Source organism: Tsuneonella aeria (genome assembly GCF_009827495.1).
Lineage (GTDB): Bacteria > Pseudomonadota > Alphaproteobacteria > Sphingomonadales > Sphingomonadaceae > Tsuneonella > Tsuneonella aeria.
Genome location: NZ_WTZA01000001.1, coordinates 1,295,584 through 1,314,996 on the forward strand (window position 1 = coordinate 1,295,584; position 19,413 = coordinate 1,314,996).

Below are 19,413 nucleotides of genomic sequence, written 5' to 3' on the forward strand. Positions count from 1 at the left end.
CAGAACCTGGCCATGAGCGGAACGTTGCAATCGGAAATCGAAAGGCTGCTGCACGCGGCATTTGCGCCTATACGCCTCGTCGTCAGCAACGACAGCGCCAATCATCGCGGCCACGCGGGCGATGACGGCAGCGGGGAATCCCACTTTTCGGTGACGATCGAAAGCGCGGCGTTCGCGGGCCAGACCCGGCTCCAGCGGCAGCGCATGGTCTACGCGGCGCTCGGCGATATTCCGGGCGGCCGGGTCCATGCCATGGCCGTGCGGGCCACTGCGCCCGGAGAAGCAGCATGATCGAACAGATCATCCGGCCTGTCACACATGATCTTGGCCAGTTCGAAGTGCGCCGCGCCATACCGAGCCGCGAGCGGACCATGGTGGGACCGTTCATCTTCGTTGACGAATTTGGCCCCGCCGATCTGGACATCGGCGCAGGCATGGATGTGCGCCCGCATCCGCACATCAACCTCGCGACGGTGACCTGGCTCTTCGAAGGCGCGATCGACCACCGCGACAGCCTTGGAACCTTCGCCACTATTCGGCCCGGACAGGTCAACCTGATGACGGCGGGGCGCGGGATCGTCCACTCCGAGCGCAGCCCGCAAGCGGAGCGTGAGGCCGGCACGCGAATGTACGGCATGCAAACGTGGCTCGCGCTGCCTGACGGCATGGAGGAGATCGACCCCGCGTTCGAAGCGCAGACCACGCTGCCGCTGGTCGAGGATGGCCGCGCCAGGGCGACCGTGATCATGGGCACGCTGTGGGGTGAGACGGCACAGACCACCACGCATGCGACAACGGTCTATGCCGAAATCGTGCTTGCGCCCGGCGGCGCCCTGCCCGTCGATGCGCAAGCGGCCGAACGCGCCGTGATGCTGGTGGGGGGCGAGGCACAGATCGATGGCCAGCCGCTCGAACTCTACGCCCTGACCGTGCTGGTGCCCGGCGCGACGATGGCGTTGACGTCGCAGCGCGGCGGGCGCGTCATGCTGCTGGGCGGCGAGGCTTTCGCCACCGAGCGGCATGTATGGTGGAATTTCGTCAGCTCCAGCCGCGACCGTATCCATCAGGCGCGCGACGACTGGCAGGCCGGCCGCTTCCCGCTGGTGCCGGGCGACAGCGAGGAATTCATCCCCATCCCCGACCACCCCAAGACGGTGAGCTATCCATGAGCAACGCAGGACAAGTCGCCTGGATCACCGGCGCATCGAGCGGCATTGGCGCCGCACTCGCTCGACAATGGGCCGCGCGCGGCGGGAACACGGTCTTGTCCGGCCGGAACGAAGCGCGTCTTGCAGAGGTTGTCCGAAGCCTCGGCACCGAAAGCCTGGTCCTGCCGTTCGACGTCCGCGACGAAGCCGCCCTCGCCGAAGCGACTGCCCAGGCGCTGGACTGGAAGGGGGCCGTCGATCTCGCCGTGGCCAACGCCGGCATCTCCCAGCGCTCCGCCGCGGTTGAAACCGACATGCGCGTCTATCGCGAGATCATAGACATCGACCTCGTCGCCCAGATCGCTTTTGCCCAAGGCCTGATCGGACCGATGGTTAAGCGCGGGCATGGCGGACTGGCTTTCGTTTCCTCGATCGCGGGGAAGATCGGCTCGCCCATGCGCACCGCCTACAGCGCGGCGAAGTTCGGTCTCGCCGGCTATGCGGACGCCCTGCGCGCGGAACTTTCGCAGAGCGGCGTCGCCGTTCACACGATCTACCCCGGATCGATCCGCACCGATGTCAGCCGCAACGCGCTGACGGCAAACGGATCGACACGGGGCAGGAGCGACCAGTGGATCGACGAAGGCATCGATCCCGACGATGCGGCTGCCCGGATGCTCGACGCGATCGCCGGCGGGCAGCGCGAGATCATTGTTGCCGAGGGGAACGAGCTTGCCCTGGGCGAAGCGCGGCGGACGCCCGACGCACTGCTCGATCAGGTCGCCGCGATGGTCGCCGGCGGATACATGGATCGTCTGAAGAACGGGTGACAGTCAATGAAGCGCATCACGTTGCCGAGCGGTATCGAGCTCGATGTCGTCGACAAGGGCCCACGCGATGCCCCGGCCCTCGTCTTCCTGCACGGTTTTCCCGAAAGCAACCGGACCTGGCGCCACCAGATCGCGCACTTCTCGGACCGTTTCCGCTGCATCGCCCCCGACCAGCGCGGGTACCGCGGCAGCTCCAAGCCGCCCGAGGTATCCGACTACACGCCTGATAAGCTGATCGGCGACGTGTTCCAGCTGGCGGATGCGATGGGAATCGATCGCTTCACGATCATCGGTCACGACTGGGGCGGCGCGATCGCCTGGGGCACCGCGATCGCCGGCCAGATGAACGGGCGAGTCACCCGCGCGATCATCGCCAATGCGCCCCATCCGGCGATCTTCCAGCGATTGCTTTACACCAACAGGCGCCAGCGGGAGTCGAGCCAGTACATGCGCGGTTTCCGTGATCCCGCGAACGATGCCCTGGTGCGCGAACACGGGCTTGCGGGCATCCTGCTGCAGGAGATCAAGTGGGACAGCGCCGGCGCGATGGAGCCTGCCGAACGCACTGCGCTGATGAAGGACTGGCAGGACCGCGATTCTGCCTTCGCGATGCTCAACTGGTATCGTGCCAGCCCGGTGGACGTCCCCCCGCTCGACGCGCCTTACGAAGTACCGGCTGGCTGGACGCCCCCCGCGCTGCCCGACCTTGCAATCCCGACACTGGTGATCTGGGGCATGGACGACCTCGCCCTGCCGCCGGAGAACCTCGAAGGTTTGGACGCGATCATCGAAGATCTCACCGTGGTCGAGGTGCCTGGAAGCGGGCATTTCGTGCCATGGGAAGCGCCGGACGCGGTCAACACGGCGATCGCGCAGTTCCTCGAACGAACAGGATAAGCGCGCGGCTTTTTTTTCACCCAGTACCAGATGCGTGGGAAATATGCGCAAGGGGCGATGGAGCGGGTGAAGGGAATCGAACCCTCGTCGTAAGCTTGGGAAGCTTCTGCTCTACCATTGAGCTACACCCGCCAGTTACGCGCGCCTTAGCAAACGGCGTGCCGGGGTCAATCGATCCCTACGTGGGAAAGGTCGGCTGGGCGGCCGCATGGAAGTTCTTGGGTTGCCGCCCCCTGCCGTTGGCGACACACAGCGCAGCCCAACAACGCCGCGGACGATCGATGACCCTGACACACCTTCAGCGACTGGAAGCCGAAAGCATCCACATCATGCGCGAGGTCGTCGCGGAGGCGGAGCGGCCCGTCATGCTCTATTCGATCGGCAAGGACAGCGCGGTGATGCTGCATCTGGCGAAGAAGGCATTCTTCCCCGCACCGCCGCCGTTCCCCCTGCTCCATGTCGATACGACGTGGAAGTTTCGCGCGATGTACGACCTGCGGGAAAAGGCCGCGCGCGATGCGGGAATGGAACTGCTGGTGCACCGGAACCCGGATGCGGAAGCACGGGGGATCAATCCGTTCGACCACGGCCCGCTCCACACCGACCTGTGGAAGACCGAAGGACTGAAGCAGGCGCTGGACAAGTACGGTTTCGATGCCGCCTTCGGCGGGGCCCGGCGCGACGAGGAGAAGAGCCGCGCCAAGGAGCGCATCTTCTCGTTCCGCACCGCCAGCCACGGTTGGGATCCGAAGAACCAGCGGCCCGAACTGTGGAACCTCTACAATGCCCGCAAGAAAAAGGGCGAAAGCATCCGCGTCTTCCCGCTGTCGAACTGGACGGAGCTCGACATCTGGCAATACATCATGGCCGAAGGCATCGAGATCGTGCCGCTTTATCTCAGCGCCCCGCGCCCCACGGTGGAGCGCGACGGGATGCTCCTGATGGTGGACGACGAACGCTTCCCCCTCGAACCGGGTGAGACGCCGGTCACGCGCTCCATCCGATTTCGCACCCTGGGCTGCTATCCCCTGACAGGCGCGGTGGAGAGCGATGCGGCGACCCTGCCCGATGTGGTCCGGGAAATGCTGCTCACGACGACTTCCGAACGCCAGGGCCGGGCGATCGACCGTGATGCCGGCGATGCTTCGATGGAGAAGAAGAAGCAGGAGGGATATTTCTGATGAGCCACCCTCTCTACGAAGCCGACGCGCTGATCGCCGAGGATATCGAGGCTTACCTCGACACGCACCGCAACAAGTCCATGTTGCGCTTCATAACCTGCGGCAGCGTGGATGACGGCAAGTCGACGCTGATCGGACGGCTTCTCTACGACAGCAAGATGATCTTCGAAGACCAGCTCGCCGCGCTGGAAAGCGACAGCCGGCGGGTGGGAACGCAAGGCCAGGAGATCGACTTCGCGCTGCTGGTCGACGGTCTTGCCGCGGAGCGCGAGCAGGGGATCACGATCGACGTCGCCTATCGCTTCTTCGCGACGGAGAAACGCAAGTTCATCGTAGCCGATTGCCCGGGCCACGAACAGTACACCCGCAACATGGTGACCGGCGCGAGCACTGCCGACGTCGCCGTGATCCTGGTCGACGCGCGCAAGGGCGTCCTGGTGCAGACCCGGCGGCACAGCTATCTTGCGCACCTGGTCGGCATCCGAAGCGTCGTGCTGGCGGTGAACAAGATGGACCTGGTCGGTTACGACCAACAGGTGTTCGACACCATCGTGGCCGAATATGCCGAGTTCGCGCGCGCAATCGGAATCGAGAACGTCACGACGATCCCGATCAGCGGTTTCCGCGGCGACAATATCACCGAGCGCAGCGACAACACGCCGTGGTATTCGGGCCCCAGTCTCATTGCCCATCTGGAATCGGTGGAAGTCGCCACGGCGCGCACGGCCGAGGGGCCACTGCGGATGCCGGTGCAGTGGGTGAACCGCCCCGACCTCGATTTCCGCGGCTTTGCCGGGCTCATAGCAGGCGGCAGCGTTCGTGCGGGCGACGCGGTTCGTGTGCTGCCTTCGGGCAAGACGAGCACGGTCGCCCGCATCGTCACACTCGACGGCGACCTCGAGGAAGCGGCGGCGGGCCAGTCTGTCACGCTGACGCTGACGGACGAAATCGACTGTTCGCGCGGCGACGTGATCGTTGCCGCCGACGCGCCGCCGCAAGTCGCCGACCAGTTCGAGGCAGGAGTCGTCTGGCTCGATGACGAGCCCATGATCGTCGGACGCGCCTACTGGATGAAGATCGGCACCCAGACCGTGTCCGCCACGGTCCAGCACCCCAAATACGAGGTGAACGTCAACACGCTGGAACACCTGGCCGCAAAGACGCTGGACCTCAACGCCATTGGCGTGGCGGAGATCGCGACCGACCGGCCCATCGTGTTCGAACCTTATGCGGAGAACCGCACGCTCGGCGGCTTTATCCTCATCGACAAGCTGACGAACCGCACGGTCGCGGCCGGGATGCTTCACTTCAGCCTGCGGAGGGCGCAGAACGTCCACTGGCAGCCCACCGACGTGACCCGGGAAGCGCACGCCGCGCTGAAGAACCAGACGCCGCGCGTGCTCTGGTTCACGGGCCTGTCCGGCTCGGGCAAGTCCACCATCGCGAACGCGGTGGAAAAGCAGCTTGCGGTCATGAACCGCCACACGTTCCTGCTGGATGGTGACAATGTCCGCCATGGCCTCAACCGCGACCTGGGTTTCACGGAAGCCGATCGGATCGAGAACATCCGCCGCGTGGGCGAGGTCGCCAAGCTGATGGCGGATGCCGGCCTCATCGTGCTTACCGCGTTCATCAGCCCGTTTCGGGCGGAGCGCGAAATGGTACGCGCGATGCTTCCCGAAGGCGAATTCGTGGAGATCTTCGTCGATACCCCGCTGGCAGTGGCCGAGGCGCGCGACGTGAAGGGGCTCTACAAGAAGGCCCGCAGCGGCGAGCTCAAGAACTTCACCGGCATCGACAGCCCCTACGAGCCACCAGAATCGCCCGACATCGTGGTCAACACGGTAGAAATGAGCGCCGAGGAGGCGGCTGAGGCAATCATCCGTCGGTTGCTCCCGCTCAAATGAGCATGTCCGACGCAGAGCTCGCCGCACACCTGGCGCAGGATGCCGGGCGCATCCTCCTGGAAGTGCGTGACAGCGGGCATTACCACGGCAAGGACTTGGGCCGCGCGGGCGATACGGAGGCGAACGCCGTGCTCGTCGCCGCAGTGCGCGCGTTGCGCCCGGAGGATGGCTTGCTTTCCGAAGAGGAAAAGGACAACCCGGCCCGCCTCGGCAAGCAGCGCGTCTGGATCGTCGATCCGGTTGATGGCACCCGGGAATATGGCGAAGGGCGCACCGACTGGGCAGTCCACGTCGCGCTGGCGGTGGACGGCGTGCCCAGCGTGGGCGCGGTGGCACTCCCCGGCCTTGATCTCGTGCTCCGAAGCGACAGTCCCGCCCCTGTCCCGCCCCCGCCCGAAAGGCTGCGCATGGTCGTCAGCCGCACGCGTCCCGCGCGCGAAGCGCTGGCGGTGGCTGAGGCGCTCGATGCCGAACTGGTGCCCATGGGGAGCGCCGGCGCCAAGGCGATGGCCGTGGTCCGCGGCGAGGCGGATATCTACCTCCATTCCGGCGGACAGTACGAATGGGACAGCTGCGCCCCAGTGGCGGTGGCGATCGCTCATGGACTCCACTGCAGCCGCATCGACGGGAGCCCGCTTGTCTACAACCGGGCCGATACGTTTATGCCCGACCTGCTGATCTGTCGCCAAGAACACGCCGGGCGCGTGCTGCAGGAGATCGCAGCCTTGGGCTGAAGCCCGCCCTGCTCTTCGCGCGCGGTTGTAATTGACACCGTCTGTCGCCATTGCCGCCGGCAAAGGAGACTCCCCATGCGCGACATCGATCACTTCATGGTTGGCGGCCCGGGCGCCCCGGCAAGCCGTTTCAAGGACGTGATGAACCCGTCGACCGGCGAAGTGCAGGCGCGCGTGCCGCTGGGCGATGCCACTCTGCTCGACCGTGCGGTCGAGGCGGCCAAAGCGGTGCAACCCGGCTGGGCCGCGACCAACCCGCAGCGGCGCGCGCGGGTCATGTTCGCCTACAAACAGCTGGTCGAGGCCAACCGCGAGGAGCTGGCGCATCTGCTTTCTAGCGAGCACGGCAAGGTCATCGACGATGCGCTGGGCGACGTGCAGCGCGGGCTCGAGGTGATCGAATACGCCTGCGGAATTCCCCAGGTGCAGAAGGGCGAATACACGATCGGCGCCGGCCCCGGCATCGACGTCTATTCGATGCGCCAGCCTCTCGGCATCGGCGCTGGGATCACTCCGTTCAACTTCCCGGCAATGATCCCGATGTGGATGTTCGGCATGGCGATTGCATGCGGCAACGCCTTCATCCTCAAGCCCAGCGAGCGCGACCCCAGTGTTCCGGTGCGCCTTGCCGAACTGTTCCTGGAGGCCGGCGCGCCCGAGGGGTTGCTGCAGGTGGTCCACGGCGACAAGGAGATGGTCGACGCGATCCTCGACCATCCGGATATCGCCGCGGTCAGCTTCGTCGGCTCCTCCGACATCGCGCACTATGTCTACAACCGCGGGGTCGCGGCGGGCAAGCGCGTGCAGGCAATGGGCGGGGCCAAGAACCACGGCATCGTCATGCCCGATGCGGATCTCGACCAGGTGGTGAACGATCTCGCCGGCGCGGCTTTCGGGTCCGCTGGCGAGCGGTGCATGGCCTTGCCGGTTGTGGTCCCGGTGGGCGAGGACACCGCGGAGCGGCTCAAGGCCAAGCTCATCCCGGCGATCGAGGCGCTGCGCATCGGCGTCTCGACCGACCGCGAGGCGCATTACGGCCCGGTGGTCACCGCCGAGCACAAGGCGCGGGTCGAGCAGTGGATCGACACCGCCGAGAAGGAAGGCGGCGAGATCGTCGTCGACGGGCGGGGCTTCACCTTGCAGGGCCATGAAAACGGCTACTTCGTGGGCCCGACGCTGATCGACCACGTCACGCCCGACATGGAAAGCTACAAGGAGGAGATCTTCGGCCCCGTTCTCCAGATCGTCCGTGCCAAGGACTTCGAGGAGGCGGTCGCGCTGCCCTCAAAGCACCAGTACGGCAACGGCGTCGCGATCTTCACCCGCAACGGGCACGCCGCGCGCGAGTTCGCCAGCCGCGTCAACGTGGGCATGGTCGGGATCAACGTGCCGATCCCGGTGCCGGTCGCTTACCACTCGTTCGGCGGGTGGAAGCGCAGCGCGTTCGGCGACACCAACCAGTACGGCACGGAAGGGATGAAGTTCTGGACCAAGGTCAAGACCGTCACCCAGCGCTGGCCCGACGGCGGCAGCGACGGCTCGAACGCGTTCAACATCCCGACCTTCGGCTGAACGGGCGGGCGCCGGGAGCGGTGTGGGAACTCGCACGTTGGACAGGCGGAACCAGGAGAATACCCATGCGAAACGTCCTGTTTTTTGCCGTCCTGCCGCTCGCGTTGGCGGCTTGCGAGCGGAACGTGGACCCGTCCGATAACCCGGCGACGGTCGATGCCGAAGGAACAACCCCGCCTGCCGCGACCCCGTCCGCACCCGCCCCGGCGCCGGGCGGAAACGAGACGATCGGCATCCCGGAAGGCGGCATCCCCGTGGCCTTGCAGGGCAACTGGGGCATGACGCCGGCCGACTGCACGAGCACCCGCGGCGAGGCCAAGGGACTGCTCGGCATTTCGGCCACCACGCTCACTTTCTACGAGTCGTTGGGTCGTCTGGGTACCATCAAGGAGCGCAAAGAGAATTCTCTTCGTGCCGATTTTGCGTTCTCAGGAGAAGGGATGAACTGGACGCGCGACGTCGCGCTCTCGGTATCAGGCGATACGCTCACCCGCCTCGACCGCGGCGGGGAGGAGCCGGGCGGGCCGTTCACCTACACGCGCTGCGCAAGTTGACGGCGCGTCTTCGCCCTGCCTTGAACCTTCGGCCCCATCCGCTAACGGGTGCCGCATGACCGGACAGTTCCAGCTTACCGAAGACCAGCTCGCCATCCAGGACATGGCGCGCAAATTCACCGCCGACCGCATCACCCCGTTCGCCGCGCAGTGGGACGAGGATCATCACTTCCCGCGCGACGTGGTCCAGGCCGCGGGCGAGCTCGGCTTCGGGGCAATCTATGTCAGCGAGGAATCGGGCGGCATCGCGCTGGGGCGGCTGGAGGCGGCGCTGATCATGGAAGCGATGGCGTACGGCTGCCCGGCGACGAGCGCCTATGTCTCGATCCACAACATGGCGAGCTGGATGATCGACCGGTTCGGCTCTGCCGAGGTCAAGGCGCGCTTCCTGCCGAAACTCGTCAGCATGGAGCACATCGCGAGTTACGCGCTGACCGAGCCGGGATCGGGTTCGGACGCGGCCGCGCTCAAGACCACCGCGCGGCTCGACGGGGACCACTACGTCCTCAACGGCACCAAGCAGTTCATCTCCGGCAGCGGGTTCAACGACATCTACGTCGTGATGGTCCGCACGAGCGAGGATCGCGCAAAAGGCATCACGTGCCTGGTGGTCGAAAAGGGCACTCCCGGCCTCAGCCACGGCGCGCCGGAGAAGAAGCTCGGCTGGAACGCCAGCCCCACGGCGCAGCTCATCTTCGAAGACTGCCGCGTGCCGGTCGCCAACCGCGTCGGCGGCGAAGGCGAAGGGTTCCGCTTCGCCATGGCGGGGCTCGACGGCGGACGGCTGAATATCGGCGCCTGTTCGCTCGGCGGGGCGCAGCGCTGCCTCGACGAGGCGGTCAACTACACCAAGGAGCGCCAGCAGTTCGGCCAGCCGATCGCGGACTTCCAGAACACCCAGTTCATGCTGGCCGACATGGCCACCGACCTGGAGGCGGCGCGTGCCCTGCTCTACCTCGCCGCCGCGAAGGTAACCGACGGCGCGCCCGACAAGACGCGGTTTTCCGCCATGGCCAAGCGCCTCGCGACCGACAGCGGCAGCAGGATCGTCAACGACGCGCTGCAATTGTTCGGCGGCTACGGCTATCTCAAGGACTATCCGATCGAACGCTTCTGGCGCGACCTGCGCGTGCATTCGATCCTCGAAGGGACGAACCAGGTGATGCGCATGATCGTCGGCCGGGATATGTTGCGGCAATGACCTCCGACGTCCTCATCCGCAGCGACGGCCGCGTCGGGCACATCTCCCTGAATCGCCCCAAGGCGCTCCACGCGCTGACGCTCGACATGTGCCATGCGATGAGCGCGGCGCTGACCGATTGGTCGGCGGACGACGCAGTGGAGGCCGTGATCCTCGACCACGCGGAGGGCCGCGGGTTCTGCGCGGGCGGCGACATCGCCTTCCTGCGCAATTCAGCGCTGAACGACGGCGGTGTATCGGGCCGCGCGTTCTTCCACGACGAATACCAGCTCAACCACCAGATGTTCGAATACGCCAAGCCGATCGTCGCGTTCATGGACGGGGTGACGATGGGCGGCGGCGTGGGGATCAGCCAGCCGGCTGACTTCCGCGTGGCGACCGAACACACGCGCTTCGCCATGCCGGAAACCGGCATCGGCCTGTTTCCCGATGTGGGCGGCGGCTGGTATCTTTCGCGCCTGCCCGGCCGGCTCGGCCAGTTCCTCGCGCTGACCGGGGCACGCCTGGACGGTGCGGAGTGCCTGTGGGCGGGCCTCGCCACGCATTACCTGCCGGCTGAGAAGCTGGCCGAAGCCAAGGCGCGCATCGCGGACCATCCGGACCGGATCGCCGGCATCCTTTCGGAATTGTCGGTCACCCCGCCTGCCGCGCGGATCGAGGAAAATGTCGGGAACATCGCCCACCATTTCAGGTCGGACAGGCTGGAAGACATCGTGGCCAGCCTCGAAGGGGATGACGGCGACTGGGCCGTGAAGGAACTGGCCACGCTCCGTTCCAAGAGCCCGCAGACCTGCAAGGTCGCCCTGCGCCAATTGGCCGAAGCCGCCCTGCTCACCGATTTTGCCGACGAGATGCGGATGGAATACCGCATCGCATCGCGCGTACTCACCCGCCCGGATTTCGCCGAAGGGGTGCGCGCGGTGATCGTCGACAAGACCGGCGATCCGAAGTGGGACCCCGCCACTCCCGAAGGCGTGAGCGATGCGCTGATCGACAGCATCTTCGCGCCGCTGCCCGAACAGGAAGAATGGAAGCCCCTTTGAGCTACGAAACGATCACCGTCGAACAGCGCCCAGAACCGCATGGGGCGGTGACGCTCATCACGCTCAACCGCCCGCAGGCGCTGAACGCCCTCAATTCGCAGGTCCTCGAAGACCTGATCGCAGCCTTTGGCGCTTACGAAGCGGACCCGGGACAGCTCTGCGCGGTGCTGACCGGCGCGGGCGACAAGGCATTCGCGGCGGGCGCCGACATCAAGGAGATGGCCGACAAGCCGGCGGCCGATTTCTACCTCGACGATTTCTTCGCCCGCTGGACCAGCCACCTGGTCAAGGCGGTGCGCAAGCCGTGGATCGCGGCGGTGAACGGCTTCGCGCTGGGCGGCGGGTGCGAGCTTGCGATGATGGCGGACTTCATCATCGCGTCCGAAAAGGCGAAATTCGGCCAGCCCGAAATCAAGCTCGGCGTCGCGCCCGGGATGGGCGGCAGCCAGCGCCTGACCCGCGCGGTGGGCAAGGCCAAGGCGATGGAAATGTGCCTGACGGGCCGGATGATGGACGCCGCCGAAGCTGAGCGCAGCGGACTCGTCGCCCGCGTTGTCTCGCACGAGAGCCTTCTGGACGAAGCGCTCAGGACAGCCGCCGCGATCGCCGCGATGCCGCCGATGGCGGCGATCGCCAACAAGGAAATGGTCAACGCCGCGTTCGAGACCACGCTCGACCAGGGCCTGATCGTCGAGCGCCGCATCTTCCAGATCCTCGCCGCCAGCGAGGACAAGGCCGAAGGCATGGCCGCCTTCATCGAGAAGCGCGAAGGCCAGTGGAAGGGGCGCTAGCCACAAGCCCTCTCCCCTTCCAGGGGAAAGGAAGGAGCGCCGCCGGCGCCGAAGGAGAGGGGAACGGCGGTGACTGTGCGTGCTACGCCCGTCCCCTCGCCCAACCCTCTCCCCTGGAGGCGCAGATGGGCGCAGCCAACGGGAGCGGGCTTTGACGGAGAGTAATATGAAGATCGCCTTCATCGGCCTCGGCAACATGGGCGGCGGGATGGCCGCGAACCTCGTCAAGGCGGGGCACGAGGTGCGCGCGTTCGACCTCAGCCAGGACGCCCTCGACCGCGCTGGAGAACACGGCTGCACGACCGCCGCTTCGGTGGCCGAAGCGGTGACGGATGCTGATGCGGTGGTGTCGATGCTCCCCAACGGACAGATCGTGCTCAGCGCCTACACCGGCGAGGTGTTTGGCGCGGCGTCGGGGGGCGCGATCCTGCTCGATTGTTCCACGATCGATGTCGCCACGGCGCGCGAAGTGGCCGAACAGGCGCGGCAGCATGGTTACGAGATGGTCGACGCCCCGGTTTCGGGCGGCATCGCGGCGGCGAACGGCGGCACGCTGACCTTCATGGTCGGCGGCAGCGACGAAGCGTTCGCCCGCGCCGAGCCGATCCTCCAGGCGATGGGCAAGGCGGTGATCCATGCCGGTGCCTCCGGTAACGGACAGGCGGCCAAGATCTGCAATAACATGCTGCTGGGCATTCACATGATCGGCACGTGCGAGGCGTTCGCCATGGCGCAGAAGCTCGGCCTCGACCCGCAGACATTCTATGACATTTCCAGCGTCAGCAGCGGCCAGTGCTGGTCGATGACGAGCTATTGCCCGGTCCCCGGCGTCGGCCCGCAATCGCCGGCCGATAACGGCTACCAGGGCGGGTTCGCCGCCGCGCTGATGCTGAAGGACTTGCGCCTGGCGATCGAGGCTGCGGAAACCGCCGACGCGCCGGTGCCGATGGGCCAGCGCGCGCGGGCGCTTTACGAAGACTTCGTGGGCGCCGGCAACGGCGGACAGGATTTCAGCGGGATCATTCGGACGCTGTAGGCGGGCTCGTGCCGGCGGCCTCCGGCTCGGCGCGCGCCGCCTTTCGCTCCGTAAACCACATCACCAGCAGCGCGCTTTCGAACAGCAGGACGAGCGGGATCGCCAGCATGAGCTGGCTGATCACGTCGGGCGGCGTCACGACCGCGGCGATCACGAACGCGACCACAATGGCGTAGCGCCGCGCGCCCACCAGTTGCGCCCGGCTGACGATGCCGGCGGTGTTGAGCAGCAGCAGCAGCACGGGCAACAGGAAGCTCAGCCCGAAAGCCAGAATGAACTGCATCACCAGGCTGAGGTAGTCCTCCGAATTGGGCAGCGCGTCGATCTGCACGCCGCCCTGGGTGCCTTCGAATCCCAGGAAGAACTCGAACGCCGTGGGCATGACGACGTAATAGGCAAGCGCCCCGCCCATCACGAACAGCACCGGCGTCGCCAACAGGAACGGTAGAAAGGCGCGCTTCTCGTTGGCGTAGAGGCCAGGGGCGACGAAGGCCCACAGCTGGTTGGCGATCACCGGGAAGCTGACGAAGAAGGCGGCGAACAGCGCGACCTTCAGCTCGACGAAGAACTGGCCGTAGAGCTTGGTGTAGATGAGACGGCTCTGCCCGGCATCCAGCAGCGGCTGGACCAGGAATGCCAGGATATCCTGCGCGAAGTAGAAACACACCCCGAACGCGACCCCGAGCGCGAGGAACGCGCGGAGCAGCCGCGCCCGCAGCTCGATCAGGTGGTCGAGCAGCGGCGCCTGGCTGTCATCGATGTCGCGCAGCTTGAACATGGGTCAGCGCAGCGGAAGCTGGGGTTCGTCATTGGCGGAAGCGGGCGGCGGGGGCGGCCCAATGCCCGCATCAGGTGCGCCGCGCGCCTCTGCCCCGGCGGCAGAGGACGGGAGCGGCCGCATCTCGTGATCGGACAGGTCCACTTGCGGATGCTCCGCCATGATACGGGCGTTCTGTTCGGCCCACTTCTTCTCCATCTCCTCCATCTCCGCCTCGCGGATCATCGCCTCGATGCCGGAGCGGAAGTGGTTGGAGGTGCGCCGGACCTTGCCGATCCACCGGCCCGCGGTGCGCAGGGCGCGGGGCAGGTCCTTGGGCCCGATGACCACGACCGCGACGATCACGATCATCAGGAGTTCCGAGGCACCGATATCTAACATGGTCTGGTTCGCCCCGTCAGCGGGCGTGGATCAGGAAACGGCCGTCAGGCGCGATCGCGCGGTTCGGCTGCGGCGGCTTCCGGCACGGTTTCGCCCGCAGGCTTGGCATCGTGATGCGGCCGTTCGAGGCGCTGTGTCGGCGCGGGCGTGCCGGGCTTTGCGGCGGCGGCGTCATCTTCGTTCATCCCGGCCTTGAAGCTTTTGATGCCCTTGCCGAAGTCGCCCATGATTTCCGCCACGCGCCCGCGCCCGAACAGGACGAGGACGATGAGCAGCACGATCAGCCAGTGCCAGATGGAAAACGAACCCATGGGTAATCTCCTTGCCCCGCAATCTAGGCGATGCAGGCCGGCTTTGCCAGCCTAACCGCCGCTGCGCGCGGGGGTTACGCGCCGGACTCCGCCGGATCGGCCGATTCGCCCGGGTCCGGCATGGCCAGCGCCTCGAACGCCTCGTCCACGGGATCGAGCAGGCCGGCAGCGCGCAGATCGTCGATCCCCGGCAAGTCGCGCCGGGATGCGAGGCCGAAATGCTGCAGGAATTCGGGCGTGGTGGCATAGATCGCCGGGCGCCCCGGCGTCTCGCGCCGCCCCGCGATGCGCACCCAGCCGGCCTCCATCAGCACGTCGAGCGTGCCGCCCGAGGTCTGCACGCCGCGAATCGCCTCGATCTCCGCGCGGCTCACGGGTTCGTGATAGGCGACGATCGCGAGCACTTCGGTCGCCGCGCGGCTGAGCCGGCGCACCGCCTCCTTCTCGCGCCGCAGGATGTGGGCAAGGTCGGGCGCGGTCTGGAAATGCCAGCGCCCGCCGCGCTCCACCAGGTGCACCCCGCGCGGCTGGTAATGCGCGGCGAGGGCCGTCAATGCCGCGCGCACCGCGCCCGCGGGCGCGTCACGCAGGTGGCTCGCCAGCGCATCCACCGTCATCGGCTGGTCCGCCGCGAACAGCGCCGCTTCGACCGCACGTTCGATCTCGGTCGGCGCGGTCATGCGGGGACGCGGCGCAGCAGCAGCGGCCCGAACGCGTCGTCCTGCGCCAGTTCCGCCCTGCCCCGCCGGGCAAGCTCCAGCGCAGCGACGAAGCTGCTGGCGAGCGCGGACTTGCGCAGCCTCGGCTCCGCGTGCGGGGGCAGGAACTGCCGCAGTTCCAGCCAGTCGAGCGTGACGCCGAGCATGGCGGACACGCGGTCCAGCGCGGATTCCAGCGTCATCACCGGCCGGTCCCGCACCATGTGCACCACCGGCGCGGTGCGGGCCTTCACCTGGCCATAGGCCTGGACCAGCGCGAACCAGTCGCATTGCCAGTCGGTCTTGCGGTCGGTCCTCAGGCCTTCGGGCGCGCCGCGGGCGAAGACATCGCGGCCGAGCCGGTCCCGCGCCATCAGCCGCGCCGCAGCCTCGCGCATGGCGCCAAGGCGGGCAAGCCGCAGCTGCAGCCGCAGCGCCAGGTCTTCGGGGCTCGGGTCTTCCTGCTCGTCACGCGGCAGCAGCAGCGCGGACTTGAGGTAGGCGAGCCAGGCCGCCATCACCAGGTAATCGGCCGCCAGCTCCAGCCGCAGCGCTTCGGCCTGTTCGATGTAGGCGATGTACTGATCCACCAGCGCGAGGATGGAGATCGCCTTCAGGTCCACCTTCTGCCGCCGCGCCAGGTCGAGCAGCAGGTCGAGCGGCCCTTCCCACCCGTCGAGATCGAGATAGAGCGCCGCCTCGTCGTTCGGAGCGGAAGCGGGACCCGTCCACTCTCCCTCCGTGTTCTCCAGATCGAGGTCGAGGACGAGCGCGCCGTCGTTCATGCAGGCGTCCCGGCCAGAGCCAGCAGGGTATCGCGCTGGGCGAGCAGTTCCGCCTTGTCGCCCTGCGGCGGCCCGCCCGTCCCCTCAAGCGCGCGGTGGAGGCGCGCTGCGCCCTCGGCAGTCAGGGCTGGAAGGCGGCGGGCGATCTCCACCATGTCGTCCATCTTCGCCCAGCAATTGAGGGCGAGGTCGCATCCGGCGGCAATGGCGCGCTCGGCCCGCTCGGGCACGCTGCCCGACAGCGCTTCCATGTCGAGATCGTCGGTCAGCAGCAGGCCGGTGAACCCGATCCGGCCACGGATCACGTCGCGGATGACGACGGCGGACTGCGTGGCGGGATTGTCGGCGTCCCAGGCGGTGAACACCAGGTGTCCGGTCATCCCGATGGGCGCATCCTTCAGCGCACGGAAGGGCGCGAGATCGACCTCGAGCTCCGCCTCGCTGGCGGTGACGGTCGGCAGTTCCTTGTGCGTGTCGCACAGCGAGCGGCCGTGGCCGGGCATATGCTTGACGCAGCCCGCGACCCCGGCGTTGGCGAACCCTTCCAGGATCGCCCGCCCCAGCGCGGCGACCCGCAGCGGTTCGCTGCCCAGGGCGCGGTCGCCGATCACGTCGTGCGCCCCCGGCTGGCGCACGTCCAGCGGCGGGTGGCAATCGACGGTGATGCCGGCCTCCGCCAGCTCGATCCCAAGCGCCTGCGCGTTCATCCGCGCCGCCGCGATCGCGGATGACGGGGCGACTTCATACAAGGCATCGAACGCCGCGCCGGCGGGAAATGCCGTCCAGTGCGGTGGACGCATCCGGGCGACGCGGCCGCCTTCCTGGTCGATGCACAGGAACAGCCGGTCGCGCCCGTGGATCGAGCGCAGATCGTCGGTCAGGGCGCGGACCTGGTCCGGGTTGTCGATGTTGCGGCCGAACAGGATATAGCCGGCAGGATCGCACTCGCGGAAAAACGCCCGTTCTTGATCGGTGAGGGCCAGGCCTGACAGGCCGAAGATAGCAGGCGTCATGGATCGCAGATTCGCAGGAAGCGGGCCCCGCTGCAAGCCGGCGGGGGCGCCAATCCCCTGTGGTCGTCGCTCAGCGTTTCACCTGGCAGGCGACGCCATCGCCCTTGAGCGCGTTGCAAAGCTGCGTCGCCGCGGTAGCGTTGCCGGCAATCGCCTGAAGGCGATAGACCGTGCCGATGTCGGCCTGCCCCTGGACCACCCGGTGGCTCACGCCGGCCAGCTTGTCCGTCTGGCTCTGGAGACTGCGCCAACCGGCCTCCGCCAGTTCCCGGCTGCCATAAGCGCCCACCTGGACCGGAACGCCGGCCGGCGCCGGGGTCGCCTCGGCGGCCGCCGACGGTTGCGCAGCGGGCGCATCGGCGGTGCGCGGCGCATCGATGCTGGGCCGGGGCGCGGCATCCGCGATGCGGCTTTCGGTGTCCTGCCCTTCGCCAACCGCGGGGGCGAGGTTGCCGGTGCCTTCGAACGTCTTGCCGCCCGGATCGGCGGGCCGCACCTTGTACGGGCCGGCGGGCGCCGCGATCGTGCTGCCGTCGGCAACGATGGCAGTATCCGCGCCGCGGCTGCCGAACCACCAGATGCCGGCGGCAAACGCGATCAGGGCGAGCAGGGCGAGCAGCGCGAAGCCGACGATGCGGCCGGTATCGACCCCGCCGTCGATCTCGTCCTCTTCCCCCGATTCCAGCCACGGCAACCGTTCATCGGGGTCGGCCAGCGTCAGTTGATCGTTGCCAAGGTATTCGTCGCCCGTGATCGATTGGCCGGCCATGATCACATCTCCTCCACTGCCTCGACGCCCAGTATCGCCAGGCCGTTGCGGATAACCTGCACGATCTGGCTGGCGAGGAAAAGCCTCGCCGCGGTCAGCGTCGGGTCGCCTGCAACGATGATGCGCTTGTCCGGGCTGTCGTTGCCCGCGTTCCAGAATGCGTGGAAGGCGGCGGCAAGATCATAAAGGAAGAACGCGATGCGGTGGGGTTCGCGCGCCACGGCGGCGGCTTCCACGATGCGGGGGAACTGCGCGGCCAGGCGGATCAGCGCGATCTCGTCCCCGCCAAGGCGGTCGAGCGCCGCCGGATCGGGCGCGATCCCTTCCGCCGCCGCCTTGCGCAGCGTGGAGTGGATGCGAGCGCTGGCGTACTGGACGTAGAACACCGGATTGTCCTTCGACGCCTCCACCACCTTGGCGAAATCGAACTCCATCTGCGCTTCAGGTTTGCGGGTCAGCATGGTGAAGCGGACCACGTCCTTGCCCACTTCCTCCGCCACTTCGGACAGCGTCACGAACGTGCCGGACCGTTTCGACATCTTCACCGGCTCGCCGTTGCGAAGTAGCTGGACCATCTGCACCAGCTTCACGTCGAACGGGATCGCCCGGCCTTCGCCTTCGGCTAGGGCGGACACGGCGGCCTTGATGCGCTTCACCGTCCCGGCATGGTCGGCGCCCCAGATGTCGATCAGCTCGTCAGCAGCCGCAGCCTTCTGCATGTGATAGGCAAGGTCGGCGCCGAAATAGGTCCAATTGCCGTCGCTCTTGCGGATCGGGCGGTCCTGGTCATCGCCAAACCGGGTGGCGCGGAACAGCGGAAGCTCGACCGGCTCCCAGTCGTCGGGCGTCTTGCCCTTGGGCGCCTCCAGCACGCCATCGTAGACGAGATCGTGCGCACGCATCCATGCCTCGGCCTCGGCCGGCTTGCCCGCGGCCTGGAGCTCCGCTTCCGAGGCGAACACGTCGTGCCGGATACCCAGCAGGGCGAGGTCGGCGCGGATCATGTCCATCATCGCGGCGACCGCGATGCGCTTGAATTCGGGGAGCCACTCGGCTTCCGGCGCGGCGGCGAAGCGATCCCCGAACCGCTCCGCCAGCTGCTCGCCCACGGGAACGAGATAGTCGCCGGGGTAGAGACCTTCGGGCACCGCGCCGACTTGTTCGCCGAGCGCTTCGCGATACCGCACGTGGGCCGACCGGGCGAGCACGTCCACCTGCGCGCCGGCATCGTTGACATAATATTCGCGGATCACCGGGTGGCCGACGAATTCCAGCAGGTTCGCCAGGGCATCGCCCACCACCGCCCCGCGGCAATGGCCCATGTGCATCGGACCGGTAGGGTTGGCGGAGACGTATTCGACGTTCACCCGCCGCCCCGCGCCGGTCGCGGACCGGCCATAGTCGGCGCCGACCGCGGCGATCGTTTCCAGTTCACGCAGCCATTCGCTGTCGGCGAGGCGCAGGTTGATGAACCCCGGCCCGGCGATCTCCGCGCCGGTGATCGCAGGGTCGCGCGCCAGGTGCGCAACGATCTTTTCCGCAAGGCTGCGGGGGTTGGTCGCCGCCGCCTTGGCCAGCGCCATCGCGGCATTAGTGGCAAGATCGCCGTGCGACGGGTCGCGCGGCGGCTCCACCGTCACGGCCGCCTCCGATGCGCCGGGGGGCAGCGCGCCTTCCAGCTCGAGGGCGCGGAGCACGGCTCCGATGCGGGCCGCGAAGGCCGCGTGCAGGGTCTGGGGTTCCGACATGGCGCGCGGGTTAACCGATCAGCGCGAAAGCGCAAG

General features: G+C 67.3%; 21 protein-coding genes and 1 tRNA gene. 13 read left to right on the forward strand and 9 right to left on the reverse strand.

The window, feature by feature from the left end; genetic code table 11:
• The first annotated feature begins 12 nt into the window (after nt 1-12).
• The 4 genes from GRI40_RS06465 to GRI40_RS06480 are packed head-to-tail and all read left to right on the forward strand — an operon-like array spanning nt 13 to nt 2,875.
• Nucleotides 13-291 (forward strand): BolA family protein, encoded by a 279-nt coding sequence (locus GRI40_RS06465; RefSeq protein ID WP_160611465.1) that lies wholly within the window; start codon nt 13-15, stop codon nt 289-291.
• Nucleotides 288-1,169 (forward strand): pirin family protein, encoded by an 882-nt coding sequence (locus GRI40_RS06470; RefSeq protein ID WP_160610576.1) that lies wholly within the window; start codon nt 288-290, stop codon nt 1,167-1,169. The genes GRI40_RS06465 and GRI40_RS06470 overlap by 4 nt, the downstream gene beginning before the upstream one ends.
• Nucleotides 1,166-1,978, forward strand: a complete 813-nt coding sequence (locus GRI40_RS06475) for an SDR family NAD(P)-dependent oxidoreductase (protein WP_160610577.1) — start codon at nt 1,166-1,168, stop codon at nt 1,976-1,978. The genes GRI40_RS06470 and GRI40_RS06475 overlap by 4 nt, the downstream gene beginning before the upstream one ends.
• 6 nt (nt 1,979-1,984) lie before the next feature.
• Nucleotides 1,985-2,875: an alpha/beta fold hydrolase gene (locus tag GRI40_RS06480; protein ID WP_160610578.1), complete on the forward strand. Its 891-nt coding sequence runs from the start codon at nt 1,985-1,987 to the stop codon at nt 2,873-2,875.
• Nucleotides 2,876-2,933: 58 nt separating this feature from the next.
• Here the strand turns inward: GRI40_RS06480 and GRI40_RS06485 are convergent.
• Nucleotides 2,934-3,007: transfer RNA gene (locus GRI40_RS06485), tRNA-Gly, on the reverse strand.
• A gap of 107 nt (nt 3,008-3,114) precedes the next feature.
• On the opposite strand from GRI40_RS06485, the gene cysD reads away from it, so the two are divergent.
• From cysD to mmsB, 9 genes are all read left to right on the forward strand, one after another.
• On the forward strand, nt 3,115-4,056 hold the full coding sequence (gene cysD, locus GRI40_RS06490; protein WP_272916548.1) for a sulfate adenylyltransferase subunit CysD: 942 nt from the start codon (nt 3,115-3,117) through the stop codon (nt 4,054-4,056).
• Complete coding sequence (cysN, locus tag GRI40_RS06495; protein ID WP_160610580.1) at nt 4,056-5,963, forward strand: sulfate adenylyltransferase subunit CysN; 1,908 nt, start codon at nt 4,056-4,058, stop codon at nt 5,961-5,963. The genes cysD and cysN overlap by 1 nt, the downstream gene beginning before the upstream one ends.
• The gene (locus GRI40_RS06500; RefSeq protein WP_160610581.1) at nt 5,960-6,697 is read left to right on the forward strand and encodes a 3'(2'),5'-bisphosphate nucleotidase CysQ; all 738 of its coding nucleotides are present in this window, start codon (nt 5,960-5,962) and stop codon (nt 6,695-6,697) included. The genes cysN and GRI40_RS06500 overlap by 4 nt, the downstream gene beginning before the upstream one ends.
• A 75-nt stretch (nt 6,698-6,772) precedes the next feature.
• Complete coding sequence (locus GRI40_RS06505) at nt 6,773-8,269, forward strand: CoA-acylating methylmalonate-semialdehyde dehydrogenase (RefSeq protein ID WP_160610582.1); 1,497 nt, start codon at nt 6,773-6,775, stop codon at nt 8,267-8,269.
• 125 nt (nt 8,270-8,394) lie between these two features.
• Nucleotides 8,395-8,823 carry a MerR family transcriptional regulator gene (locus tag GRI40_RS13670; RefSeq protein WP_237489012.1) on the forward strand — a complete coding sequence of 143 codons (429 nt, stop codon included), beginning with the start codon at nt 8,395-8,397 and terminating at the stop codon, nt 8,821-8,823.
• Nucleotides 8,824-8,878: 55 nt separating this feature from the next.
• A complete protein-coding gene (locus GRI40_RS06515; protein WP_160610583.1) occupies nt 8,879-10,024 on the forward strand; it encodes an acyl-CoA dehydrogenase family protein in 1,146 nt (381 codons plus the stop codon).
• A complete protein-coding gene (locus tag GRI40_RS06520; protein WP_160610584.1) occupies nt 10,021-11,067 on the forward strand; it encodes an enoyl-CoA hydratase/isomerase family protein in 1,047 nt (348 codons plus the stop codon). The genes GRI40_RS06515 and GRI40_RS06520 overlap by 4 nt, the downstream gene beginning before the upstream one ends.
• Nucleotides 11,064-11,858 (forward strand): enoyl-CoA hydratase-related protein, encoded by a 795-nt coding sequence (locus tag GRI40_RS06525; RefSeq protein ID WP_160610585.1) that lies wholly within the window; start codon nt 11,064-11,066, stop codon nt 11,856-11,858. Before GRI40_RS06520 ends, GRI40_RS06525 begins: the two co-directional genes overlap by 4 nt.
• 151 nt (nt 11,859-12,009) lie before the next feature.
• The gene (gene mmsB / locus GRI40_RS06530) at nt 12,010-12,894 is read left to right on the forward strand and encodes a 3-hydroxyisobutyrate dehydrogenase (protein WP_337190511.1); all 885 of its coding nucleotides are present in this window, start codon (nt 12,010-12,012) and stop codon (nt 12,892-12,894) included.
• On the opposite strand, the gene tatC is transcribed toward mmsB, so the two are convergent.
• From tatC to argS, 8 genes are all read right to left on the reverse strand, one after another.
• Nucleotides 12,878-13,672, reverse strand: coding sequence for a twin-arginine translocase subunit TatC (tatC, locus tag GRI40_RS06535; protein ID WP_160610587.1), 795 nt, complete (start codon nt 13,670-13,672; stop codon nt 12,878-12,880). The genes mmsB and tatC overlap by 17 nt on opposite strands.
• Before the next feature lie 3 nt (nt 13,673-13,675).
• Nucleotides 13,676-14,053, reverse strand: a complete 378-nt coding sequence (tatB, locus tag GRI40_RS06540) for a Sec-independent protein translocase protein TatB (RefSeq protein ID WP_160610588.1) — start codon at nt 14,051-14,053, stop codon at nt 13,676-13,678.
• A 44-nt stretch (nt 14,054-14,097) separates the two neighbouring features.
• On the reverse strand, nt 14,098-14,364 hold the full coding sequence (locus GRI40_RS06545) for a twin-arginine translocase TatA/TatE family subunit (protein WP_160610589.1): 267 nt from the start codon (nt 14,362-14,364) through the stop codon (nt 14,098-14,100).
• Between the two features lie 74 nt (nt 14,365-14,438).
• Nucleotides 14,439-15,044, reverse strand: coding sequence for an SMC-Scp complex subunit ScpB (scpB, locus tag GRI40_RS06550; protein WP_160610590.1), 606 nt, complete (start codon nt 15,042-15,044; stop codon nt 14,439-14,441).
• Nucleotides 15,041-15,847, reverse strand: a complete 807-nt coding sequence (locus GRI40_RS06555) for a segregation and condensation protein A (protein ID WP_160610591.1) — start codon at nt 15,845-15,847, stop codon at nt 15,041-15,043. Before GRI40_RS06555 ends, scpB begins: the two co-directional genes overlap by 4 nt.
• Entirely contained in the window at nt 15,844-16,860 is a 1,017-nt protein-coding gene (nagZ, locus tag GRI40_RS06560; RefSeq protein WP_160610592.1) for a beta-N-acetylhexosaminidase, read from the reverse strand. Before nagZ ends, GRI40_RS06555 begins: the two co-directional genes overlap by 4 nt.
• A gap of 70 nt (nt 16,861-16,930) precedes the next feature.
• Entirely contained in the window at nt 16,931-17,629 is a 699-nt protein-coding gene (locus GRI40_RS06565) for an SPOR domain-containing protein (RefSeq protein WP_160610593.1), read from the reverse strand.
• Between the two features lie 2 nt (nt 17,630-17,631).
• Nucleotides 17,632-19,377, reverse strand: coding sequence for an arginine--tRNA ligase (argS, locus tag GRI40_RS06570; protein ID WP_160610594.1), 1,746 nt, complete (start codon nt 19,375-19,377; stop codon nt 17,632-17,634).
• Nucleotides 19,378-19,413: the final 36 nt, after the last annotated feature.